The sequence below is a fragment of the Novipirellula artificiosorum genome (assembly GCF_007860135.1).
Lineage (GTDB): Bacteria > Planctomycetota > Planctomycetia > Pirellulales > Pirellulaceae > Novipirellula_A > Novipirellula_A artificiosorum.
The window spans coordinates 13,458-36,427 of the sequence record NZ_SJPV01000013.1; the positions used below are offsets into that span (position 1 = coordinate 13,458).

Genomic DNA, 22,970 nt, shown 5'->3' on the forward strand with positions numbered 1-22,970 from the left:
TGTCGCTTGCCTCCTCAACGCTTCACCCGCCACTAGGATTGAATTTTGGATCTCCACCGTCACAGAAACAGCACCGTTTGCTCCAGTCTACGGTCACGCGTGGTACGGCTTTGCGCAATCGTCTTTCTCCTTGTTCCGTTCTGTCAAGCTGCGGGAGGGGCCGCCGAACACGATCGTCCGAATATTCTTTGGATCACCAGTGAGGATAACGGGATTTCTTGGGTCAGCTGTTACGGAGGCACGAATGCACACACTCCCGCGATCGACCAGCTCGCGCAGGAAGGCTTTCGATACACTCATTGTTTCGACAACGCGGCAGTGTGCGCTCCGACGCGTTCCTGTTGGATTACGGGGATGTACGGGATCTCCAACGGCACGCAACCCATGCGTAGTCGCAACGCGATTCCGCACGATAAGATTCCGTATTACCCCGACTTGCTAAGAGCAGCCGGTTATCACACATCCAATCCTGGTAAGACTGATTACAACATCGGAGGTCGCGAGGACAAAGATTGCTGGGACTACAAAGGCGGAAAGGGTCAGTCCATTTATGGTTGGCGATACCGCAAGCCGGGCCAGCCGTTCTTTGCGGTCGTGAACATCACGGACAGCCATGAGAGCCGCGCTCACGGCGATGTCGAGAATCCGCCCAAAGACCCAGCCAAGATGAAGCTCTTTTCCTACCACCCAGATCTGCCGGTGATTCGCAAAAACTATGCGAAGTATGCCGCAGCCGTCGAGAACATGGATCGCAAGGTCAAAGAGACGCTCGATGCACTGAAGCAGGATGGTTTATATGACGACACCATCATCATCTACAATTCCGATCACGGCGGAGTGATGGCTCGAAGCAAACGCTTTCTCTACTCAAGTGGCATTCACTGCCCGCTTGTGGTTCGGATCCCCGAGAAGCTGAAGCACCTTTACCCCGCAGACGCACCGGGCACGACGGTTGACCGTATCGTCAGCTTTGTCGACATGCCGAAGACTTGGTTGAGCCTCGCCGGTGCCGAGATTCCAGCAACCTTTCAAGGCACGATCTTTCTTGGCGACAACCAGGAAGCGGCACCTCAATATCACCTTGGATTTCGCGAACGAGCTGATGAACGGCTTGATCATGTCAGGTTGATCCGCGACGAGCGATTCGCTTATCACAAGAACTACATGCCTTACGCTCCCGCCGGTCAACACTTGGCATACATCTGGAAGGCTCCGCTAACGCCCGCTTGGGAACAGCATCATCGCGAAGGCAAAACAAACGAAATCACTGGCCGATTCTTTCGGCCTCGCGTATCGGAAGAGTTTTACGACAACGCGACGGACTTTGACAATGTCCATAACTTGATCGACGATCCCGAACAGCAAGATAAGATCGCCGAGTTGAAAGCGGAACTACGAAGGCGGCAACTCGAGCTTTTCGATTCCGGCTTGTTGCCCGAGAAGATGCGAGAACGACGCGCTGCGGCGAATGGTCTGACGATATACGAGATGGTCCGAAACCAAGAACTGTACCCGTTGGAGACCTATCTGGACGCTGCCGATCTTGCCTTGGCTCGAGACAACGGCAACCTCGAAACCTTCGCCAATCGCATGTCGGACGAGGACGAGGGAATGCGTTGGTGGGCCGTCGTCGGCTTGCACCTGTTGGGCGATGATGCCGCTCGCGCGTCGGCAACTTTGGAACAGGCCCTCGAAGACGAATCGCACGAGGTGCGGATGATGGCCGCCTGGACACTCGTCAAGCTTGGGGAGACCGACGATGCGCTGGCGTGCTTGGACAAACTGCTATTCCAAGACGAGTCGAAGAGATCCAACACAACCATGCTTCACAATGTGTTGGATTGGATGGGCGAACCCGCTCTGCCATTGGTTAAGAAGTACATCGACCAACAAGGCAACCGCGATGGGCAATATGGAATCGGAATCCTGGGGCGAATTGCCCAGCTGAACGGTTGGTAAATCGTCCGATCTCGGTCATGGGATGGTTGATCACTCGGATGGCTATGGGCAGCTTCGGTGATTTTATGAATTCTCGGGTTCTTTCTTGATCCACCCCGCCACCCTCCACCATGAATCCAGACGACCAAGGGTGGTGCTGGCTCCACTTTGGGAAGATGGAGATCGAGCTTCAATTGGTGACCATCGACTTCGCCATAGACAAGGTCGCTTATGATGGTCACTTCAGGCGGTTCTTCGGAATGTGCCCGTTGGCAAAGTGTCAGCCCGAGTACGGATACGGCATTGAACACGGCTCGCATTGATAACGTCAGCAAGCCGCTCACGCTACTTTCGGGCCTTCGCAGCTTCAATCAGGGCATCGAGTTCCAGAACGTGCTCGTATGGTACACGTTTGCGCTGGTATTTGTTCGAGATCAGTTCATGCAGTGTTTCGAGGTCTTCGAGCGGAATGACCGGATGTTGGGTCCATTCCGTATCCGACTTCAGCCGGGATCGGAGCTTCCATTTCCCCGCGTGTTGCGTCGCGGTGACGAGGCGAATCTTGCCCTCGTCGGTGGTTTCACGCCATTCGTGTTTCTTCATAATGCTTGTAGCCTGAGGAGATTTGCGACTCGGAAATACCGACACCGAATTGAGGTGGCATTCGAAGGGAAAACCGTTTCAAAAGATAGCTCCTGTTAGCGACTGACGGTGCGTCGGACCGGCATCAAAACGGCGATCAAGCGTTGCTGCGGCAGACTCGATTTCGAACCGCAATTTACCTCTTGGCCCCTTTTCCCTTACTCTCAAACGATGAAGAAGCAGCTTAATACGAATTGCCTACTTCTACTTTCTCGATGCTCGTTTCGGTTTCGGCGTCCCTGGCTCGCGCACCTTCACCGGTGGGATTTCCATTCCGTATTGCTTCCAGTACATCAAATGGAACGTGTTATGCCCGGTTAGCGGCGCGTCTTCGTTGACCATGTTGGGTAGCGCACCGTCGAACCACTCGTCGTAAGCCGCATTCATCGCCTTGGCGACTTCGGGATGCTCGGTGATGACGTTCGTTTCTTGGGACGGATCGTTTTCCATATCGTAAAGTTGACCGCGACCCACAAGTCGGAACCTTTGATTTCGAACGGCAAAGCCATCCTCTCTTGAATTCGCAGCTTCACCGATCGGCCACCGCCCTTTGTGGAATACGCGGTAACGATCTTCCCAAGGTGAATCCGCATCTTTCAGCAATGGCACAAGGCTTTTGCCATGCAGTTGATCCTGCTGTTTTGGCATGCCGCCGGTAATCGCAGCAAGGGTTGGCAGTATGTCGTAGTGATTGGCAAGTCGATCCACATCGGTGCCGGGCTCCAGGACGCCCGGCCAGCGCCAGAAACTTGGCACACGCGTTCCACCTTCATCGACGCTGCCTTTCTTGCCTTTATGGTCACCATTGTAGTTGGATGCAGAGGGCCCATTGTCTGTCATGAAAATCAACAGCGTGTCCTTTTCAATTCCCCACTCAGCCAGTTTCGCTGTTAATCGGCCGACATTGTCGTCGATGTTTTCAATCATCCCGTAAAATCCAACCGTGCTATCCGGCATTCCCGCCTCGATAAACTTCTTCTTGTACGAATCCGGAGCGATGAAGGGACCATGGGGTGCATTGGTCGTGATGTAGGTGAAGAATGGTTTCTTGCCCTTTTGTGTTTCCATCCAAGTCATCGCTTGGTTAAAGAAAATGTCGGTGCAGAATCCTTGGGTCTTGACGAATGTATTGTTGTGCAGGATTGCCGGATCAAAGTATTTGTTGCCCGGCGCGTCGCCACAGCTGCCTTGGTAAGACTGGCCAATCCCACCGGCGCCATGCATGAAGACCTCGTCAAACCCTCTTTGATCGGGACGGTGCGGATCTTGATCGCCCAAGTGCCATTTGCCAAACAACCCGGTGGTGTAACCCACGTCGCGTAGCATCTCAGGCATCGTTGGCACACCAAGCTTCATCCGTTCCCGTTCCAGAATCGTGTGTGTCACGCCGACATAAAATGGCGCACGACCTGACATGATCGCAGATCGGGTCGGTGCGCAGGTTGGACTGACTTGAAAACGCGTAAACCGTAGGCTCTGTTCCCGCAGCTTATCCAGATTCGGAGTCGCCAAGTGTGGGTTTCCGTGACCTGACAAATCGTAGTATCCCTGGTCATCGGTGATGATCAGGATAATATTGGGCTGCTTTCCAAAGGCAGGGTCCGCCGCCTCCACCGGTGAGAGACCAGCCAAGCAAAGGACGAAAGCAAGAAGCAAAGGAAGGTAACGCTGCATCATAAACTCCAGGTGAACTCAAGCATGTGTCACGGGGGACGATCGTTGTGTAGGAACGGCATCACTCAAAAATGTCTTCGAACGCCATCATTCTATCGCGAAAAACTGTCCCGGTGCGTGTCGAAGTTCGCTTTTCTGGTAAGCCGTGTCGGCAAAGCGAGGTAGGGCCGGTTCCCACCGGCCATGCTTGCGTTCGTGGCCGACCGAACCGTGCATCCAACGCCCGTGGCCGGTGGGAACCGGCCCTACATGGCTCTCGTATTTCCCGCAGGTTGCTAACTTCGCGTGCGGTACAGAAATGCGTCGGAGGTGAGCAATGATACGAGCAGCGCTTTCATGCTGCCGCCGCTTTCTCTGTAGGCGCGGTGCGCTTCCTGGAGCACGGGCGCGTCGTTGAGCGTTTCGTTGCGGCCCATCCAGAATCGGAAGGCGTGGCGGACGAAGACCTGTTCGGCACGTTGGCTTGCGGCAATTTTTCGAATCAACTCGATGGCGTCAGCGACTTTGCCGTCCAAAGCGGGTTCGCCGGAATCAATGATCTCGCCTGACGTGTCAACGGGTTTGTCCAGTTCCGTTAATCGGTACAAGCCGGCATGGTTGTACATCTCGAACGGAAGCCCAAGCGGGTCCATCTTCTCATGACACGTCCAACAATAGTCTTCTCGGGTGACCCGCATCCGGTCACGCAGTGTATTGTGCGGCTCATCCGGAAGCATTGCGTCCACGGTGATCGGCACATCGGGAACGCCGCCACCAAGCAACCGCTGGCGAATCCATCGGCCGCGGCGGATGGCGTGATTGTCCATCGCGTCGGAGTGGGAAACGAGCCAACTGGGATGGGTCAGGATGCCCAACCGCTCGCCTTCGGGGGCCATCGCCAACACGCGTTCTGGTTTCATCGATCCGTTTCCGAAGCTGCGTCGGCTTACGCGGGCATAGACCTTCGGACCTGCTAGCGTTGCCTCCGTCACGCTGTGATTGATGTTGGCCTGTCTCTTCACTTCTGGCTTGGGTGGTTCTTTTCCCGGGTTTGCGTCCTTCCAGGCTTGCAGCTTGGCCACCTCGTTCTTTGCCGCTTCGGCCGCCGCCTTCTTCGCTGCGGCAACGGATGCTGCTTTCTCTTCCTTGGTACTTTTTCGGCCGAAGTAGACACGATCTGCATTCGTCGCCACGACCTTGTCGGTTGTTAGCAACTGTTTCAGCACATCCTGGTCCTCTTGCAGGATGAGTTCAATCAAACGATCGGTACTTGCCGTCGCGTCGAACATGGCACCGTAGTAGGACTGTCCCCTTGCGCTCACTCCCGTATCCGCCAACGATTTCGTGTCCTTGCAGATGTAGCCGCCAAGGTCGTAGTCGAAGTAATCACGGAAGAAGCGCAGGATGCGGGGCTTGCGTATGCGATCGTCGGCCAGCATACGTTGCACTTCGCGGTTCACATCCTCGCGAGTGCGCATCCGTCCTTCGACGACTGCCTTGCGCAACGCTTCGTCTGGCCTGATGTATCGCAGCGCGTGATTCACTGCCATGCCCAGTTCCCAATCTTGCAGCATAACGCGGCCATGTTGATCCGGTTTGCCGTTCTCGGCCAGTTCCGGTCGAAAGAGCGCGTCACGATCCAGGAAGATGGATGACAGCCCCAGCACGGCTCCGTCTTTCTTGCCAAGCTTCTCAATCGATTGCTTAACGATCGTCAAGTAAACGTCCGACTCCATTTCGTTCGGCGGCCGAAAAGCTAGTGCTTCGAAAAGGTAGTCTACCGCACCGCGCAGGCGTTCGTCGGTCACGCCGTCTTCCTTCATCAGCTCAAAGACCGGCGTCAACGGACGCACAACCTTTGTGCTGTAGACCAGGCTTGTGGGCAGGCCTCGAAGATCGCCCTTCATTTTGTCCGCGATGGATTTGGGATCGTCCGTGATCTGATAAGGCTGGGCGATACTCAGCGGACCATCCGCCATGTAGCGAAGGATGTCGCCTGCAACACCCATAATCTGAGTCGCTTCGGCGCTATTGACCGTGTAGAAGTCGGGGTAGTTTTCCAGTCCATGAGTGCGTGCCGAAGACAGGACCGCAGGAACGCTCTTGACGGATGTGGCATAGGCGACCGTCCCACCCTGCCACTGGATGATGCGATCGGTACCAAAGTAGAGTTTCAGTTCACCACCGTGATTGGTGGGGACGACATCGCCATGAGTGCGAAGGCCTGGCTTTGCCGGATCGAACTCCGGCTCCGTGTTGATCAATTCGTTCAGACGCGTGATGTGCTCCTGAGGGGTTACACGCCAAATACGCGCCGGAGAAGATGTCGGTTGAAGCTTGATGCCATCAGGCAGCTGACCGAATAGCAACTCGTGATCGACGAAGTTACCCTTGTTGGGATCGAGGTGATCGCGAAACCCACCTCGTCCATGCATGACACGTTTCAGTTCATCAACGATGCCGTCTGAAATCTTTAGCCGCTCGATAACCTCTGGTTGCTCCATATCGCTGGGCGGCATCTCTTTTAAGGTGACCTGTGCCCAAACGCTTCGCCAGGTACCGGCGTTGACTTCATCCACCGGACCCAGGTCTTCGAGCGAAAGGTCGGCCTCGGGGTCTGTCTCGCCATGACAGTCGACGCAATAATTTGCCAGAAAAGTATTTGCAAAGCGGCCAAAATCTTTGATGACCGTCTGACCGGGCGTGTAAGTCTCGCCATGGGCCACGGACAGCGGGGCCCACAACAGCGTCATGACCAGAACGAATCGGACCTTGCTCATACCAGCACTTCCTTGAGGGGGCCGGTACCGACGTCGAACTTCTTGGCCATTTTGTCGTCCATGTTGAACCGTTCACAGTTCTGACCGGCTGCGTGAAGGAGCGTGGTGTAGAGCGCATTGATGGGGCGTTTGCCGCTGAGTTGCGTGAAGCAACCGGTCTTGATGGTGCCGTCGAAGTTGCCCAAAAGCATGAAGGGCCAGTTGGCGCCGTTGGTGTGCTGTTTGTCCGCGTTGTTGCTGGTGTAGACGATCAGCGTATTGTCCATCATGGTGCCACTTCCTTCGGGCACGCTTTCCAGCGTTTCCATGATTCGGACCAGCATGCGACTGTTGTACTGACGAATCTTGATCCAAATCGGATTGCCGGGCTGATCCATGTGCCCAAGATTGTGTCCCTGTTGATCGATGCCCAATCCCTTCCAGGCACCGAAAATCTCGCCACGACCCGAGCCAATGGTCAGCGTGTTGGTGATTCCCGATGTGAGCGCCGAAATGCCGAGGTCCAGCAGAACATCGTGCCAATCGGTTTCGAACTCAGGCTTGGTGTATCGCTCGTCAACCGTGGGAGCAAATTTTCGCAAGTGATCGGCAACCGTATCGAGACGCGTCCGCAGACCGTTGACCTCCTTGAAGCCCTGGACGTATTGTCCGTAACGTTGCTGGTCTGGCGCTGGAAGCGATCGCCCCTTAGTGGCGGCCAGCTTTTCAACCTGATTCAACACACTCGATCGGGCCTCGTGCTGGAGTCGAATGTCGCCGGAGGAAATGCCGCCGTACAGCATCTGGTAAAGATGATTCGGATTCGAATGCATGAAGATCGGCTGACCGGCGCCGCTAGCCGACAGCGTCGCAATCGTCGGTTTGGTCTTCATGTTCTCAATCGAGTCCATGCCGACGCATAGATGAGGCAGAAGCGTCTGTGGCAGAACCTTGCTCAGTTCATAGTCGATCGTCGATGCGCTGGGCGGCACACCGTCGCTGCCGCGATAGCCGCCGAGAGCGCCGAAGAACGCACTGTGCGAGGGACTGGTGTGGATGCCGTGCAAACCGTTGATGATATGCAACCGGTCCTTGTAAGGTTCGAGTGCACCAATAGGCTCGGGAAGCTTGGCATTCGCCAGGGAGCCGCTGCTTTTCATCCCTTCCGGAATGCAGGTCTTTGGATCAAAGCCCTGGTTCTGCATAAAGAAGACAATACGCTTTGGAACCGCCTTGCGAGTGGGCGATGCCAAGAGACGTTTGGGAGTTAGCGAGGCGGCAAACGTAGCACCGCTGCTGGCTGCGATTCCTTGCAGCACTTTCCTGCGATTGAGCATGATCGAACTTTCAAGGTGAAAAACGGTCGATTGTCATTGATCTGGGTGTCGGGTGAAACTTGCTAATCCGTCCAGACTTTGATTTGCGAAGTCACACGCCCCGGATCGTAGCAGCAGGTAATTGTGATCTGAAACAAATGCGGAAGAAGTGAGAAAGGATTCACCGACCGCTGCGCCTCGCACCGCATCCATTCTAGCCGTCCAGGGATTTGCTGCAACTGATAGCTTGGCAAGGCCTTGCGTGATCTCGTTGGACACCGTGGGTGAACCAGCCAGTTGAATGCGTGACCGGGCGCCCTTACAATGTGAGACGCGTGCAAATTTCGCTGAAGCACGGGACAAGCTTTCATCGGAGCAGAGTAATGATCTGGGCACTTTATGGTTGCTGTTTCGCCTTGATGATCATCCTGGCAATTGTTGCGATGCCATCGGATGTGCGAGCACTGATCCTCGAGAACTGCAAGTGCTCCAAAGGCCGATTTCGTCTGCGGTATGTCACCAAAGAACTCGGTTCCGTATCGCGATTTTACGGTGAGTTACTCTTCACCGCTGCTATTCTTGCGATCGTGGTTGGCTTCGGGCTGATCGTGTTGGACAGCGTTGTCAAGACTGAGATCATTCACAGTGCGGTAAAGCAAGCCGACTGGGATCTCAGCAAGTGGGAAAAAGACCTTCGTTCGTTCCCTAACAACGTGGAACACAAATTCACTCAGCATCATATTTCTCAAGGCGGCACCAAAGAATCGGCCCGCAGCATCATGATCTTTCTATGGAGGGGTCTGCCTGTCATCATGTTGCTCTGCTTCGTCGCAGTGCTATTGACCATGCGAATGTCGTCACGCGTCTTCACCCGCGCTCTGGAGTCGCTCGTCACAGACGAAACGTTAAGAAACCGTCGGCGCACGAAACAACGGTATCTGCGGTCGACATCTTCGTTTCTCTAGCTGGACAGCGCCACTTTATGAGCGGCAACAATCAGCGGTGAATCATAGACAGGCAGGTTTTCAAACAGGGTTCCTTGCCCGGTAGGCCTCCATGTATCCCGCGGCATTTGGTAGGCACGTCCGGTGAGCAAATCGACTAACACGGGCTCTTCGAACTGGAGATTCAATGCCTGTAGTTTCATTCTTTCAAACTCAGGTGCTTCACCGGGTTTATCATTTGCTCGCCAATAAGTGATCAGTCCACCGCCACTCGGTCCACGCCATGCGGTTCTGCCACACCCACAACTTCTTATTGCTGCCTTCTAGGACGAGCATGCCCCGCTGTTTTGGATCACGATGGACAAAACTCATTCCTTCGGTAAGCTCGCAAACAAGCTGTAACACCTTGCCGCGCGCAGTCGGCGTCCAGGGATCAAGTTGTTTACACAAACCGTAGTGCTCATCCTTGGTCGTGAGGTTAAAAAGGTTCCACGGCATGACAAACGCGGTCACTCGCTCGCCATCGTTTCCAACCACGCCGAGCGCGTCCCATAGGGCGGTCAGCAAATCTCTCGCCGCCTCGTTTTCGGTGATCTCACGCTTCTTCACGTTCATCTCATCCGTGCAGAACGCAACATTGGCCGTGATCCCGGCCCTTTTTTTGACTTCTTCGAATTGGCTCTGCAGCGACCAATCGTAACGGTCCTTCATGGGGATATACTCGACGTCCCAGTAGCGATGAATGCAAATTGCGTGCAGCTTGCCATTGTTGAAAAGCGGTGCGGCGGCTTTCGAGTAAACGTGCTCGCCATGACGAAGGGATCCTTCAATCCAACCGCCTGGGCTAACCATCATTTTTGGATCAACCGAATGAATACCGTCGGCCAATCCTTCGAGCGCTGCAGCATAATCCGCGGCGGGAATCGGATTCGGGTTGTTCGATTTCCAAGTCGGTTCGTTGATCGCACTGTAGAATCGCACGCCCCAGTCTTGGATTCCTTGCGAACGAAGCCATGGACTGTTCGGCCCAAATCGTTTGGCGAACGCGCTGCCGATCACTTCCCAACGATCGCGTCCGCCCAATGCTGTGTGCCATCGTGTGTAGTACTCGAACAAAAAGATCGGCTCGATACTGTAGCGATGGGCCATCAGGATGACATTGTCGAGTTGTTCGGGTTTCGGCTCTCCGGTCTCCAAGCCGTAGTGCTCTGGCGAAATAGGGATTCGGCACATCCCCGCCCTCACCGTCTGGAGCGTCTGAATTTTGCTTCTGCTTTGTCCAGGTTGATCTCAATGTTACCGCCACCGATCTGAGCAGGCACGTCAGCACACAATCGATTGGCTCCAACGCTGACGACCGAAATGGCAACCTGCAGGACAAGTACAATTCTTTTTGGTGGTGGTGATACCATCATGGCATCCTTTCGAGTTTGCATCTTTCTGGGCGATTAAGGCGGGGGTTTATTAGATACGTACGAATAGCTTGAAAGCTACCCGTTAACAATTGCTGCAAAGCGTCCAAATTCCATGGTAAACAAACCTTATCTCGTACGTTTCGTCCTATAGAGCCCCCCGCCCCTGTTGCCTGCCCCTCTGAGAAATGGACGCCGACCAGTTGCCATTCTTGAAAATTCTCTGTTCGGTGACTCTAGTCGTTGCCGTTGTGACTTCGAACACCGCGGCCGAGCCAGATAGCTGGGATGAGTTTGCTGTGGCAATGTCAGATCAGGAGCCCCCCAGTGATGCGGCCGAAAACAAATTGATGGACAAACCGATGTCGCTTGATTGGCCACCGGTGCCAGCCGACTTCCGCAGCACCAAGCATAACGTCCACTCAGCTCGTTTAACCGACAACCACGGCGTGGGCATCGAGCTGGTATCGGACGGTGACCAGCACAGCCGATGCTATGTTGACGGCGATTCGATTCAATGGTTGATCGCGGAAGTTGATAACGGCCCGTCGGAGACATTTATGTCGGGATATTTTGATCCGAAGCGGAAACCGGTTCCGCTGGGGCAGGCTGTCCAGGGTGAGATTCGGTTGCGATCTGTGTGACCAGAAGGGCATCGGACGGTGGAGTGAAACCGCCGACTGTGTGACCAGAAGGGCATCGGACGGTGGAGTGAAACCGCCGATGAACGCTAATGAACACTGACAAAGAAAAGAAGATGAGTAAGTTGCCACGCGCTGAACGCCTAAACAATGGCATGCATTGGATAAGCTAGGGCACCCATCAGCGACGATTTGCGTTCCTCAGCGGTTCTGCCATACTTGCAATTGCAGCAATAATCCTGTTGCTGATGGCGATCTCCTCTGGCAATGCGGCAGAGCCGAAATCGCGGCGGCCGAATATCGTATTGATTGTCGCCGACGATCTCGGTTTCTCCGACATCGGCTGCTACGGCCACGGAATCGCTCGACGGACTCAGTTTGCTTCCCACCTTCGCCAAGGACAATTTGCCGCGTGATACGTTGTTTTTCGAGATGAATGGGAATCGAGCCGTTCGGACCGAGAAATGGAAGGCGGTTGCTCGCGAGGGGCTTTCCAAAGACTCGCGGTACCGTGTACAGATCCCAATCGAGATTTGGGAACTGTATGACATGCAGGGCCACCGCACGGAGAGGAACGATGTCGCTGCGGAGAACCCCGAGGTGTTGCGTGGTTTGGTGGGCCGGTGGGAGCAGTGGATTCAAACACCCGCTAGAAATCATATGCCTCCTAACACGCTGACGCCTGAAGAAGCCGAACTTGGATTTGAACGGCTATTCAATGGAGTCAACTTCGACGGATGGAAAAACCCCGGTAGCTGGAAGGTCGAGAATAATGCCTTCGCGTTCGCGACCCAAGGCGGCGGCCTTGTCTATCGGACGAAGAGGATTCCGGACAACTTTGAACTCCGTTTCGATTGGAAAGTCGCCGAAGGAAGCAACAGCGGTGTCACCTGCCGACCGGGGCTGTACGAATACCAGATTTTGGACAATGCCGGAAATGGTGACGGTAAGAATCCAAGAACCAGTGCCGCCTCGTTGTATTTCTGCATGGCGCCTTCGCACGACGCAACGAAACCGGTCGGTCTTTGGAATTCATCGCGGATGATCTACAAGGATACGGTGATCCAACACTGGCTCAATGGTCAGAAGGTGATTGACTTCAACTACAGCGATCCGAAATGGGCAGCCAACGTGGAGCTGTTGCGACGCGGGGGCGGGACGGATTTGACCGACCGCGGGGCACCCCTCGTGCTTCAAAATCACGGCCATCCCGTTTGGTTTCGCAACATCAAACTTCGTGAAATTCCCGAAAGTGAATTACTCGATACCTCACCCATCAAGCCAACCAAAATTCCACCGGAAGCCCTTGAGTCGGAAGCAAGAATTTTGAGTTGGCACGAAAAGCACCCGTAGGGCGATATTTCACGCGATTCCTGACGTGAGACAGGCTTCCAACCTGTCATCACTACCCCCATGACAGGCTGGAAGCCTGTCCAACGTCATGGAGCCAAAAATGACCAACCTTCTGAACCGGCGACAATGGATCGGTGCAACCGCCGCATCGTTATCCGTTCCCTCCTTCTTTCCATCTTCCGCCACGGCACAGAGTGCCCAAAACGATCGCCCCATCGCTGCCGTTATTGGTGCGGGCGGGCGAGGTACTTCGATGGCTTGGCATCAGTTTGGACGTAGCGCCAATCTGGTCGCAATCTGTGACGTTGATCTGCCTGAGGCCGAGCGGGCCGCAGCGACGATCGAAGCGAAAATCGGCGTACGCCCAGATGTTTATCAGGATTACCGAAAGCTGCTGGAAAGAGACGACATTGAAGTCGTCGGCAACGCCACGCCAGACCACTGGCATACCAAGATCAATATCATTGCTTCGACAATATCGATGTCCTTGCTGCGAATCTGAAATATCCGGGCGAGATTGATCTGTGGTGCATGACGGTACGTGACGAGAAGTATCTCACAAGCATGGCGGCAGGATACCCGACACAGGCTCCGCAGGTCAGCGACTTGACGGACCGGCAGCAACTTGATCTCGAATCCGCAAACGTATTGGCGAGTTTGAAGTACGCTGGAGAGGAACTTGGTTTATGAACACGGATAGCAGCATCCAAGTCATCGCTAAGCATCGCGTGAACAACAAGTGACGACTTTGGTAGTGGACGAGGCCACGAGTCCCGGGTTGCAGGACTCGTGGCCTCGTCCACTACCTTCGTTATTAATCCCGCGATGCTTAGAGAGTCTTCACGAAGAGTGTTGCTTCCGCGCTTGTGAAAAATGACTGGCGAACGATCCGCGATGGAATTGAAGTCAAACTATGCCAAGTCCCAGGACAATGCGATAGTGACGCGATGCAAATCGGTGAAGAATCTCCGCCCGCTTCAACTCAGAATGATCGCGAGATGTTCATTCTTTGCCGTAGTCAGGATCGGCTCAAGAAAGACGAAGCGATCATTCGTCGTAGCGAAGCGAAGATTTGAGCAGCGTCGAAAGTCGATGGCAGATCGATGCAGGAAACAACGTCGTGATGTGCAATAGGTCGAACGCGAGGTAGGCCGCCTTCTGGGTCAAATCACTCGAGCGGCTCGCTTGTTTGACGTGACCGTTGAAGCCTCCGACAACGGCGCTGCGCAACTGCGATATAGTAAGAACAAGATAAACGACGACTGGGCAACCTTGAGCGCAGGATGCTATCTGCTTCGCACGAACGTGCTTGACTGGAGCGACGAGGAACTCTGGAAAGCTCACGTACAACTCAATGCCTCGGAGTCGGCATTTAGAATACACAAAACCGATTTAGTGACAGAATTGGACCACTGACCCCGCAAATCACGTTCTAAATGCCCGCAACTGGGGAAGTCGGGCTAGCGTTGCTGCAGGTCCGGTGTTAACGATTGCGAAGAACGGGGCTGCCCTGAGGAACGAGTGTTGTCGCCTGAGATAAAAGAAGGGCCGTCGCTTGAAAACCAGCGTTTTATAGCATTTTGACGTCGCTGAGTATTTTGACCGGACGGGGTCCTAGCCATGTTGACTCGGATGGCGTTGAGATTTGACGCAATCGCCGAGTCATCGGTAGACTATGCAGTGGCGATCGATTACGAGCACGAGCACCGCGATGCTGAGCACGAGCATGAAAGAAAGCCAGAACCAGGCCGTGCACCCGAGGACGGCTTGCGCGGCTTTACCAATGGAAGATCATTCGTTCGTCCCAGGTGACGGCTATTGTTACCCCACTGAAATCCACTCGCAACTTATGATCCGTAATAAGTCTTATCGCGGCGTTACGGTGATTGAACTACTGGTCGTCTTCACCATCATTTCAATCAGCATGGCCTTACTTCTGCCAGCGGTGCAGTCCGCTCGAGCCACTGCACGCAGAACTGAATGCGCGAGCAATTTGAGGCAACTCCACTTTAGCAACGCAAAGTTCGTCGGATCTCGGGCGAACTTCTGCCCGGATTCACCCGACGCGCTCGGTTTCTTCCGGAACCTTACGGCATACAACGATCCATTGGTCCGCAACTCCACGCATTCAACGATAGATTTCTTCGAACACAATGGCGCTCCACTCGTCGAGAACCCGAACTCTCCCCCAGACATGAATCCCGATACTTGGTTCACACAAACGAACATTGACGCTGGACTTCTTCTCCCAATCGTCGATTCCTATATTGCCCACAGTCGTCACATAGGGGATACGGCAAACTACTTGTTTCGTGATGGCCACATTGAGGTGATCGAAGCGAAAGTAATTGAAGGCTGGGCGAGATCGGGCTATGATTTTACTCAAGCTGGGGCCGGGTTGCCGCCGCGCTAGATCAGATCACCATCACGTGCACGCGGAGGCCCGTTGGTTCGGTTTCACAAATGGACAGTCAACTCGCGGTCCCCGGTGACGCGGGCCGTTCCCTGGACACCTAGCTCGACAATGCGTTTTCCACTCCGAACCCTATTTGTCCTGACTGCTTCCGTCGCTGTCGTCTCTTCCTATTACCTCTTTCTTGAGCGAACGTGAAACCTTTCAGCGTACCCTCAATGGCATGGCCTCTTCGGTGCTGCTGATTACTCACTCACTCTGGCAACTGCGGGCTGCATCGTTGCCTGCTTCTGCTCTCTCGAAAGGGCCAGTCGCCGCGATCTGCTATTCACAACGAAGCGGTTCCTCCTGTATTTTGTTGCTTCTACGTTGCCTTCACTGACCACAGTCATTGCGGGGATTCTGGTCTTGAGGGCATGCCGAAGGCTCAGCGGTGACAGCGAACCAGCACAATCGTGATAGGGCCCGGATTGCTTCGGGCCCCCTCCCACGCCATCGGAGATGCGGGTCAGCGTTAGGCCGTTCGTCGCTGGGGTACAAGTTTTCGCCATGGTACGATGCGGCTGCCTCGTGCATCATCGCCACGACCGGTTGCTTGCCGTAAACGATTGCCAGATAACTCGGTACTGCTGTCGTTGACCAACAGGTTGGTTGATCAGCTTCCCCAAAATCAAAAGTGCTTGGAATGCCTCAGCGCAGTCTACTACCGAGCAGGTCGGCTGGAGGAGGCTCTTCACTCAATGGAAGAAACGCTTGCTTACAGGGAAAGTACCCAAGACTTGGACGCAGCGGAGTATTGGTGCTATCTCGCAATGATTCGCTACAAACTGGGAAACCATCTCGCAGCTCACGATTTCCTTGGTCGAGCAAATGCGTGGTCCGACCAGAATGTGTTGGGGTACCAGCCGGAAAACACGCGAAATACGCATTCGAATCTCACTTGGAACTAGGAATTGTCCGTGCCGAGGCAGAGCGTTTGCTGGATAGCAGCAAGCCACGCGATGAGGTAACTGTCAATGAATCACAAGAGAATGCAGCGGAGGAGACACCTTAAGTCGACACGGCAAGCTCGCTGGATTCCAGAGCCCGGGATCGCGAGAGCGGCGAAGCCGCAGAGCGCACCCTGGGTTACCGCACGCGTCCCATCGCAAACCCTGAAGGGGTTTTACAAACGAACCCATCGAGGCTCCATCGTAATGTCCGTAGGCGTGGATGTCTTTGTAGAACACCTACGGCGTACGGACACGTTGATCGTGACCGGAACCCAGGGTGCGCCGCTGCGCGTCGACCCTGGGCTATGGAATCGAACCGCTTTGCGGTAACGAACACCTCTTCGTATCGATGCGGCAATACGGAATCGAATCGTGTCGCTGTCATGCATGCGGCATCGCATCGATGCGGCAATACGGAATCGAACCGCGTCGCAGTACGGAACGCGGCTTTGCATCGACGCTGGATGGCGGGACTCAACTGTGTCGTGGAAATGACACTCGTGACTCCTTACGCCAACGGCGTTTCATTCCGGAGCCCGGGATCGCGACGCGGCGAAGCCGCTGAGCGCACCCTGGGTTACCGCACGCGTCCCATCGCAAACCCTGAAGGGGTTTTACAAATGACCCCATCAATGCCCCATCGTAATGTCCTATGGCTTGGCTGTCTTTGTAGAACACCTACGGCGTACGGACACGTTGATCGTGACCGGAACCCAGGGTGCGGCGCTGCGCGTCGACCCTGGGCTATGGAATCGAACCGCTTTGCGGTAACGAACACCTCTTCGTATCGATGCGGCAATACGGAATCGAATCGCTTTGCGGTAACGAACACCTCTTCGTATCGATGCGGCAATACGGAATCGAATCGTGTCGCTGTCATGCATGCGGCATCGCATCGATGCGGCAACACGGAATTCAACCGCGTCGCAGTACGGAGCGTGGCTTTGCATCGACGCTGGACGGCGGGACTCAACTGTGTCGCGGAAATGACACTCGTGACTCCTTACGCCAACGGCGTTTCATTCCGGAGCCCAGGGTCGCGACGCGGCGAAGCCGCAGAGCGCACCCTGGGTCTGCCAACCCACAACACCCCAAACCCTGAAGGGGTTTTACCTATGAAAGAACCTTAAGGTCCCGAGATACAGAAAACGCCCGGCGAGGTCCACGACGACAATCATAACCCTCGCCGGGCAAGACATCCCCCATGCGGCTCGTTGTTGCGTGCCGATGGAAACATGGCCGTTTGCATTATAGGCCGAAATTCGGTGACGCAAACGGACAACCTACAAAACAAAAGTTCCTGTTTAATAAAGGTAGTCCATCATGTTCACCAAATTCCTATAATCGAAACAACAACGCCGCAAACGGACCGCTCTGAAATCGATCCATTCGAATCGGCGACTGCACACTCGGCGTGCTCTGGTCGAATCACTCGAAGACCGACGACTGTTGTCAGCAAATTCGATATTGGGCCGCGATGGTTCTGAGTTGATTGCGCCCTCAACCCAACAAGAGTCTGCACAAGCCATTGCGAGTTCCACTGAGATTGCACCTGGACCACAAATCGTCAGATCTTCACCTTCGGCCACATCATCGATCAATGACATGGATTATGTACGAGTGTGGTTCGCCGAGCCAGTCGACCCGGCCTCGTTTGACGTTGATGACGTCGTTCTAACAGGACCGAACGGCCAATCATAGCGGTGTTGCCACAACGTTTCACCCGAGTCGGCGTCGACACACAGCAGGAAATGTCCGGCGAGCGATTGATATTGCGTGTAAGCACGGTTGTCATCGACGACGATCGATGAATAGCCTTGGCCGAGTTCCTTGACCCAATCTGCTCCAAAGTGGCGCTGGCCAGTTAGAGTTCGCCCGACGCGCTCGCAGTTTCACCCCGGTTCTCCACCATTTTCTAATACATCCAGGTATTGCAATGCTTCTTCGTGCCCTTGATCCGCTGCTTTTCGTAGCCAATAAATATCATCCAATTCACGAAACCCGTAGTTCTCGATTGCTGTTTTGGGGAACCATGCAATATACATCCCTATCCGGTATGCTGCGTCGGTGTTGCCTGCCTCTGCTTTGCGTCTCAACCTAGCAAGCTGGTCTTCATTCATTCGCACAACCGACTTGGGCTTCGTAAAACAGATGCATCTCTCCGGGCCACGAAAACGAACCCCGCTATCCTCGGCATTGTTCACGGACGATGGCGAGTTTGATCGCCTTGTCGATGCGTTGACACAAGGTTAAAGGGTTGCCCTCCCACACTGCACCTGGAAGACCACGCCATGATTCGGAGATCACGGTGACGCGATTGCCGACCCATGACGGATTCACTTGAACGCGATGACTGGGATGGTGAGATCGGTTCTGCTTTTGAGTGGCTGCGCTTCGCAAGCGGCAATTAATTGGCTTTTACTTGCCCTCCACGATAATGATCACCGCATTGAATCGGGGACAAATGTCACCAATCTGCACGCGACTCTTTGCGTCATTGGTGCTTTACTTCGCTGATCCGACAATCTTGGATAGTTTCTTGCCAGTTAGACGCGGTATAATGGAAGGTCAACCGCGCGTGACGGATGACCCACGCCGTCGTTGGGGCGAGGGAATGAGTTCTGCCTAAGCCGCATTTGAAGGAGAAAGCATGAGCAGTAGAATTCCGGGACCGATTCGAAACGCTGGCATTTGCATGATAGATGACGGGACGCTCGTGCGGACGCAGAGTCCTTTGCCGGGTCCGATTGGGCGCGTCACGAACATCGAGCGAATGTCCCTGGAAGATCGGTTTGAAAGGGTGTTGTATTTGACGGCTGCAAAGCTTCCTGGGGAGATTCGGGAAGAGTTCGTTGCAATCCTCACGCCGACGAACATTGCAATAACGGCTGGCGTGCTCGCGGCGTGGGCCGCCTCGCACTACTTTGGTGTCGGTTTTATTGTGGACATCATCTTGTTGGTCGTTGGCGCCATCCTCGTGGGCTGGCAAGTTTTCTCGGCCGCGCGTGATCTCTACGACTGTGTCAGGATCACCTCGTCAGCCAAAACGTCGGCTGATCTGGATCGCGCGGCAGCCCACTTGGCCAACTTCATTGCAGTCGTTGGCGTTACTGCGTTCATGGCGGTTATCGCCAAGGGAGCGAAAGGTCAGGTTTCCAAACTTGGTCAGCTTGTTAAGAATCGTTCGTACTACATGAAGGTCTTGGGCTGGAGCCAGAAACCGGATGGAGTGTTAAGGAAGTTGGATGACGTGATCGGTTTCTTCATTCGAAATGGTGATCAGATTCGTCAGTTTGAGGGCGGGTTGAAGCAGTCCGTCATGAACGACTACATCAAGGGAATCGACTTCTCGGATACCGTGCTTGTAAAGAGACTGAACTCAAGCTCAGCCATCAAATCCATATACGGGAATAGTGACAAAAAGCTAAGGTTGATCCAATACACCGACCAATATCAGACAAACTTTTTTACGATTCCCGGTACGAGCGCGGGTAACTTGGCAATCCCGAAGTTCGACGAAAAGAAGTTCAGAATATACGAAGTCGTTGGTAATGTCGAAGTACTCATAACAAAGACTGCCCCCATGGGACGGAATCTATCGGGAGGGGCTTATCAGGTGATTGTTCCCAATCCGGCCAGCAAATTGAGACTGATTCGAAAGGGACTCGAGTGATGGGCCGATGACAGCGCCACTTTCATCTTCATACAAGCTCGAAGCGCAAGCGAGTGAATCGCTTACATCAAAACCCACTCGCTTGCGCTTCGAGCTTGTATTTGCAACGTTCCCGCTTCAAAGTGGCGCTTTCAAGTTGGAGGAACGGCAGAAGCCAATTTGCATTCGTACGACGGACATTCTTGTCCGACGCGACTTTTGACGGACTTGGAAGTCCGTCGGATGGTAAGAATCTTGCAAGGCTGAGGCCGACGGGCCTCGTTGGCAAATGGCATATCGGACGCGGGAAAGGCTTTCACCCACTTGCACGAGGCTTTGATGAGTTCCAGGGCTTTGATGGCTCGCGGGTGCTGTCCTACTTCGATTACACACTTGATGTTCAAGGGGAAACTCTGCCAGTCAAAGACAAGTACCTGACGGACGACCTCACGGAACGCGCCATCGATTTCGTACGTCGTCACCAATCGCATCCTTTCTTTCTGCACTCAGAATCTACGTGGGACCAAGTATCAGGTCTACGAGGGCGGTATTCGAGTTCCCCTCTTTGTCCGCTGGAGTGCAACACTCGATCCCAGTTCCAGAGATCATCTTGTTCACTTCGTTGGTGTTTGGTCGGCACGTACGGTGTCGAGTGATGGGGAGCGTTTGGCAAACAACACTAAGAGCGCGGGCAAGACGATCATATCCCCGAGAAATGCGGTTGCCATGATGAGGCAACTCAGAACGGAGAACATTTGGATTCCAGGCATTGGGCTGACGAGCATCGCAGCAAAACCACTGATCAGAATCCCCGTGGTGATCACCAACGCTGGGCCAACATGAGCAACCGTCTCACGAACGGCCTGCTCACATTCGATTCCCGGCTGTTTTTGAAATTGCTCGAATCGAGTGATCACGTGAATGGTATCGTCGACCGCCAACCCCAAACATAGCGAAAAGGTCAGTGCCGATGTGATTTGAAGTGGGTAGCCCAACAGCACCAAGCCCGCCGCCGTTACCAGCAATGGAAAGGCATTGGGAACGGTGGTGATCAACCCGATTCGCAGAGAACGAAAGGCGAAAGCCAAGATAAAGAAAATGAAAATCCCTGCGGCAGCGAGACTTTTCCCTAAATCGCCAATGAAAGCACGCATGTTTCGAGCAGCTGCGACCACCGTACCTGAGACATGAAGCGAATAACCAGGATATTTCCGAGCAATCTGTGCAAGAGACGATTCCAAGCGAACGATACGGTCACCCAGCGCTGCGGCGCCATCATTGGGCACCAATGTACTCACGACCAATCGACGACTTGATTCGCTTACGAGTCGATGCTGCTGAGACGGGGGTTGTCGCTGGAACAATCGATATCGTGATTCGATACTCTTGCCGGGCAAGGAAGCGAGAAGATTTAAAACCGAAAATTCGCCCCGAAGCCCTTCGGTTTGCGCGATCGCTTGATGAACTTCCTTGGTGACCGCGATTGTTTCCGAATCTGCAAAGCTGGCATCCTGAGGCCAACCAACCACCACGTATGCACGCAAGGCACCACCCATGGATTGGTCTGCGTGTGCCATGGCAACCGTTGCATCCGAGTCGTTGGCGAGCGTTTCGGTCCAGATAATGTCAGGTCGTTGTTGAAACGCTGGCCATAGTAGCAACAGGCAAACGGCAATACTTGGAATCGCAATCAACCAAGCATGTCGGATTGGAAAATCGGCCAAGCGATTCATCCACACGGAAAAGTGGTGAACCGTCGTTGAATGATGTCGCTCAAGTTCAGCCGAGTTCACGAATTGCATCAATACTGGGAGTAAAAAGACCACTGCCAATAGGGCAAGAGCCGATCCTAACGCGGCGCAACATCCAAACTGCTTCACGCTGTAGGTTTCCGACAAGACAAGTGATCCAAAGCCAATCACTGTGGTCAATGATGTTAATAGACAGGCGGGGCCGACTCGCACGAGTGCTTGAAACGTCGCGCTCGTTGGGCATCGCCCGCGATGCAACTGGCGATTCGTCTCCAACAGTAGATGCACCGAGTTGGCGACCCCGATCACGATGACCAAGGTTGGCAAAACGGTGCCCAACCCACCAATCTGCTGACCTGTCCATCCCATCATTCCTAGCGTCCAGCAGACACCGATAACCGGACCAACGCAGCAAAGGACGATTGGAACCAAGCCACGAAACAGCAAGAAAGCAACTGCGGCCGCAATGAGCGTTGATAGCAAGCTGCCCTTCGTCATCGATTGCTGCAACGTCACCAACGTCTCGGCCCGAACCGTCAAATGCCCCGCCAGTAACACATCGATTCCCGTCGATTTCTCAAACTGCTTTGTGCAATTGCGAACCGGATCCACCACGCCGATCACTTTTGAGAGCGGCAACGAATCTCCCTCGACGTGAAGCCAGAGCATCATCATGCGACCATCGTCCGATACCAGTTGATTTGCCGCAATCGGATGTCGCATCACACTCCTTCGTAGCTGATCCAGGTCAGCATTGGGCAGCATGTACGGAGGGATAAGGGGTGCGAAGACAGAGCCTCGCCGGCGCAGGTCAAAAACGCTGGCAGCCTGACTGATGCCGTCGATTTCGGCGAGGTCGTTTCGAAGTTGTCGAATTTGCTGCAAATGCTCGACGGTGAACAGATTTTCGGCCTCGAGAATCACAACCACGTCGTTGTCGTCATGACCAAAGTCACGATACAACTCGTCCAATTCTCGAGACACGCGGTTGTCGGACGAGAAGATTGCATTGGGTGAAACGTCGAACGACAGTTTCGCCATGCCCATCCCAGCGACAGCCGTGATCAAGATGACAACCGATGCGACGATTCGCCATCGCGTGACAAGTTGCCACGCTATGAATGGAATCATGCTGCACCCTTATTGAAACAGACGCTTTGTAAGGCCAAGATTGGTCAAACTAGCACCAATCCATTGCGACGACAAGGTTTGCGCGCCGACACGAATCTGATCAAAAGGTGCAACTTTTACTGCAGTACCGCTGTTTCTGGGTTCTTTCGTTATTCAGCATTCTGACGCCAGAGCAGGATCAAGTTTTGTCCCAGCAAGACGAGCGGCGAATCGAATTGCTGTTTCAGCAAGGCACAGAGGATCGCTCGAAGGCCTATGAGTTGAAGAGCAAATGGGATCGGTTGGAAGTTTTCGATGAGCATGAAGATCGGTGTTTGGATTTGTTCCACCAGTCGTAGGTTGTCTCTCTCGGTGAAGGAAAAAAAGCGGCGAA

General features: G+C 54.2%; 22 protein-coding genes. 13 read left to right on the forward strand and 9 right to left on the reverse strand.

Annotation, left to right across the window (positions count from 1 at the left end; all coding sequences use genetic code 11):
• The first annotated feature begins 99 nt into the window (after nt 1–99).
• Complete coding sequence (locus tag Poly41_RS26670; RefSeq protein WP_146530429.1) at nt 100–1,959, forward strand: sulfatase-like hydrolase/transferase; 1,860 nt, start codon at nt 100–102, stop codon at nt 1,957–1,959.
• Between the two features lie 110 nt (nt 1,960–2,069).
• Entirely contained in the window at nt 2,070–2,261 is a 192-nt protein-coding gene (locus tag Poly41_RS26675; protein WP_146530430.1) for a hypothetical protein, read from the forward strand.
• Nucleotides 2,262–2,283: 22 nt separating this feature from the next.
• On the opposite strand, the gene Poly41_RS26680 is transcribed toward Poly41_RS26675, so the two are convergent.
• The 4 genes from Poly41_RS26680 to Poly41_RS26695 form a co-directional block, all read right to left on the reverse strand.
• Entirely contained in the window at nt 2,284–2,541 is a 258-nt protein-coding gene (locus Poly41_RS26680; protein ID WP_146530431.1) for a hypothetical protein, read from the reverse strand.
• Nucleotides 2,542–2,784: 243 nt separating this feature from the next.
• A complete protein-coding gene (locus Poly41_RS26685; RefSeq protein ID WP_197231662.1) occupies nt 2,785–4,212 on the reverse strand; it encodes an arylsulfatase in 1,428 nt (475 codons plus the stop codon).
• A 317-nt stretch (nt 4,213–4,529) separates the two neighbouring features.
• A complete protein-coding gene (locus Poly41_RS26690; protein WP_231615968.1) occupies nt 4,530–7,013 on the reverse strand; it encodes a DUF1588 domain-containing protein in 2,484 nt (827 codons plus the stop codon).
• Complete coding sequence (locus Poly41_RS26695) at nt 7,010–8,329, reverse strand: DUF1552 domain-containing protein (protein WP_146530433.1); 1,320 nt, start codon at nt 8,327–8,329, stop codon at nt 7,010–7,012. Before Poly41_RS26695 ends, Poly41_RS26690 begins: the two co-directional genes overlap by 4 nt.
• A gap of 362 nt (nt 8,330–8,691) precedes the next feature.
• Here Poly41_RS26695 and Poly41_RS26700 point away from each other — a divergent pair, with 362 nt between their 5' ends.
• Entirely contained in the window at nt 8,692–9,273 is a 582-nt protein-coding gene (locus Poly41_RS26700; RefSeq protein ID WP_146530434.1) for a hypothetical protein, read from the forward strand.
• On the opposite strand, the gene Poly41_RS26705 is transcribed toward Poly41_RS26700, so the two are convergent.
• Both Poly41_RS26705 and Poly41_RS26710 read right to left on the reverse strand, forming a co-directional pair.
• Nucleotides 9,270–9,455, reverse strand: a complete 186-nt coding sequence (locus Poly41_RS26705; RefSeq protein ID WP_146530435.1) for a hypothetical protein — start codon at nt 9,453–9,455, stop codon at nt 9,270–9,272. The genes Poly41_RS26700 and Poly41_RS26705 overlap by 4 nt on opposite strands.
• Before the next feature lie 31 nt (nt 9,456–9,486).
• Nucleotides 9,487–10,485, reverse strand: coding sequence for a hypothetical protein (locus tag Poly41_RS26710; protein ID WP_146530436.1), 999 nt, complete (start codon nt 10,483–10,485; stop codon nt 9,487–9,489).
• A gap of 409 nt (nt 10,486–10,894) precedes the next feature.
• On the opposite strand from Poly41_RS26710, the gene Poly41_RS26715 reads away from it, so the two are divergent.
• From Poly41_RS26715 to Poly41_RS26750, 8 genes are all read left to right on the forward strand, one after another.
• Nucleotides 10,895–11,308: a hypothetical protein gene (locus Poly41_RS26715; protein ID WP_146530437.1), complete on the forward strand. Its 414-nt coding sequence runs from the start codon at nt 10,895–10,897 to the stop codon at nt 11,306–11,308.
• A 306-nt stretch (nt 11,309–11,614) separates the two neighbouring features.
• Nucleotides 11,615–12,658 (forward strand): 3-keto-disaccharide hydrolase, encoded by a 1,044-nt coding sequence (locus Poly41_RS26725; RefSeq protein ID WP_231615969.1) that lies wholly within the window; start codon nt 11,615–11,617, stop codon nt 12,656–12,658.
• Nucleotides 12,659–12,758: 100 nt separating this feature from the next.
• Nucleotides 12,759–13,160, forward strand: coding sequence for a Gfo/Idh/MocA family oxidoreductase (locus tag Poly41_RS26730; protein WP_197231663.1), 402 nt, complete (start codon nt 12,759–12,761; stop codon nt 13,158–13,160).
• A gap of 29 nt (nt 13,161–13,189) precedes the next feature.
• Nucleotides 13,190–13,348: a hypothetical protein gene (locus Poly41_RS34410; RefSeq protein ID WP_197231664.1), complete on the forward strand. Its 159-nt coding sequence runs from the start codon at nt 13,190–13,192 to the stop codon at nt 13,346–13,348.
• A gap of 176 nt (nt 13,349–13,524) precedes the next feature.
• Nucleotides 13,525–13,734, forward strand: a complete 210-nt coding sequence (locus tag Poly41_RS26735) for a hypothetical protein (protein WP_146530440.1) — start codon at nt 13,525–13,527, stop codon at nt 13,732–13,734.
• A gap of 635 nt (nt 13,735–14,369) precedes the next feature.
• Complete coding sequence (locus Poly41_RS26740; RefSeq protein ID WP_231615970.1) at nt 14,370–15,071, forward strand: type II secretion system protein; 702 nt, start codon at nt 14,370–14,372, stop codon at nt 15,069–15,071.
• 740 nt (nt 15,072–15,811) lie between these two features.
• The gene (locus Poly41_RS26745; protein ID WP_146530441.1) at nt 15,812–16,021 is read left to right on the forward strand and encodes a hypothetical protein; all 210 of its coding nucleotides are present in this window, start codon (nt 15,812–15,814) and stop codon (nt 16,019–16,021) included.
• A 319-nt stretch (nt 16,022–16,340) separates the two neighbouring features.
• Complete coding sequence (locus Poly41_RS26750) at nt 16,341–16,628, forward strand: hypothetical protein (protein WP_146530442.1); 288 nt, start codon at nt 16,341–16,343, stop codon at nt 16,626–16,628.
• Nucleotides 16,629–16,713: 85 nt separating this feature from the next.
• Here the strand turns inward: Poly41_RS26750 and Poly41_RS26755 are convergent, their stop codons facing one another.
• Together Poly41_RS26755 and Poly41_RS26765 are read right to left on the reverse strand one after the other, a co-directional pair.
• Nucleotides 16,714–17,013, reverse strand: coding sequence for a hypothetical protein (locus tag Poly41_RS26755; RefSeq protein WP_146530443.1), 300 nt, complete (start codon nt 17,011–17,013; stop codon nt 16,714–16,716).
• Between the two features lie 942 nt (nt 17,014–17,955).
• On the reverse strand, nt 17,956–18,183 hold the full coding sequence (locus tag Poly41_RS26765; protein ID WP_146530444.1) for a hypothetical protein: 228 nt from the start codon (nt 18,181–18,183) through the stop codon (nt 17,956–17,958).
• 530 nt (nt 18,184–18,713) lie between these two features.
• Between Poly41_RS26765 and Poly41_RS26770 the strand changes: the two genes are divergently transcribed.
• Nucleotides 18,714–19,736 (forward strand): hypothetical protein, encoded by a 1,023-nt coding sequence (locus Poly41_RS26770; protein WP_146530445.1) that lies wholly within the window; start codon nt 18,714–18,716, stop codon nt 19,734–19,736.
• A 593-nt stretch (nt 19,737–20,329) separates the two neighbouring features.
• Here the strand turns inward: Poly41_RS26770 and Poly41_RS26780 are convergent.
• On the reverse strand, nt 20,330–22,597 hold the full coding sequence (locus Poly41_RS26780) for an efflux RND transporter permease subunit (RefSeq protein WP_146530446.1): 2,268 nt from the start codon (nt 22,595–22,597) through the stop codon (nt 20,330–20,332).
• Between the two features lie 107 nt (nt 22,598–22,704).
• Here Poly41_RS26780 and Poly41_RS26785 point away from each other — a divergent pair, with 107 nt between their 5' ends.
• Nucleotides 22,705–22,935: a hypothetical protein gene (locus Poly41_RS26785; RefSeq protein ID WP_146530447.1), complete on the forward strand. Its 231-nt coding sequence runs from the start codon at nt 22,705–22,707 to the stop codon at nt 22,933–22,935.
• Nucleotides 22,936–22,970 lie beyond the last annotated feature (35 nt).

Coding starts and splice junctions, on each gene's coding strand:
- Poly41_RS34410 (WP_197231664.1), top strand. CDS start 13,190: ATGACGGTACGTGACGAGAAGTATCTCACAAGCATGGCGGCAGGATAC.
- Poly41_RS26770 (WP_146530445.1), top strand. CDS start 18,714: ATGAGCAGTAGAATTCCGGGACCGATTCGAAACGCTGGCATTTGCATG.
- Poly41_RS26680 (WP_146530431.1), bottom strand. CDS start 2,541: ATGAAGAAACACGAATGGCGTGAAACCACCGACGAGGGCAAGATTCGC.
- Poly41_RS26710 (WP_146530436.1), bottom strand. CDS start 10,485: ATGTGCCGAATCCCTATTTCGCCAGAGCACTACGGCTTGGAGACCGGA.
- Poly41_RS26755 (WP_146530443.1), bottom strand. CDS start 17,013: ATGCAAAGCCACGCTCCGTACTGCGACGCGGTTGAATTCCGTGTTGCC.
- Poly41_RS26740 (WP_231615970.1), top strand. CDS start 14,370: ATGCTGAGCACGAGCATGAAAGAAAGCCAGAACCAGGCCGTGCACCCG.
- Poly41_RS26745 (WP_146530441.1), top strand. CDS start 15,812: ATGGAAGAAACGCTTGCTTACAGGGAAAGTACCCAAGACTTGGACGCA.
- Poly41_RS26780 (WP_146530446.1), bottom strand. CDS start 22,597: ATGATTCCATTCATAGCGTGGCAACTTGTCACGCGATGGCGAATCGTC.
- Poly41_RS26730 (WP_197231663.1), top strand. CDS start 12,759: ATGACCAACCTTCTGAACCGGCGACAATGGATCGGTGCAACCGCCGCA.
- Poly41_RS26765 (WP_146530444.1), bottom strand. CDS start 18,183: ATGAATGAAGACCAGCTTGCTAGGTTGAGACGCAAAGCAGAGGCAGGC.
- Poly41_RS26700 (WP_146530434.1), top strand. CDS start 8,692: ATGATCTGGGCACTTTATGGTTGCTGTTTCGCCTTGATGATCATCCTG.
- Poly41_RS26705 (WP_146530435.1), bottom strand. CDS start 9,455: ATGAAACTACAGGCATTGAATCTCCAGTTCGAAGAGCCCGTGTTAGTC.
- Poly41_RS26695 (WP_146530433.1), bottom strand. CDS start 8,329: ATGCTCAATCGCAGGAAAGTGCTGCAAGGAATCGCAGCCAGCAGCGGT.
- Poly41_RS26675 (WP_146530430.1), top strand. CDS start 2,070: ATGAATCCAGACGACCAAGGGTGGTGCTGGCTCCACTTTGGGAAGATG.
- Poly41_RS26690 (WP_231615968.1), bottom strand. CDS start 7,013: ATGAGCAAGGTCCGATTCGTTCTGGTCATGACGCTGTTGTGGGCCCCG.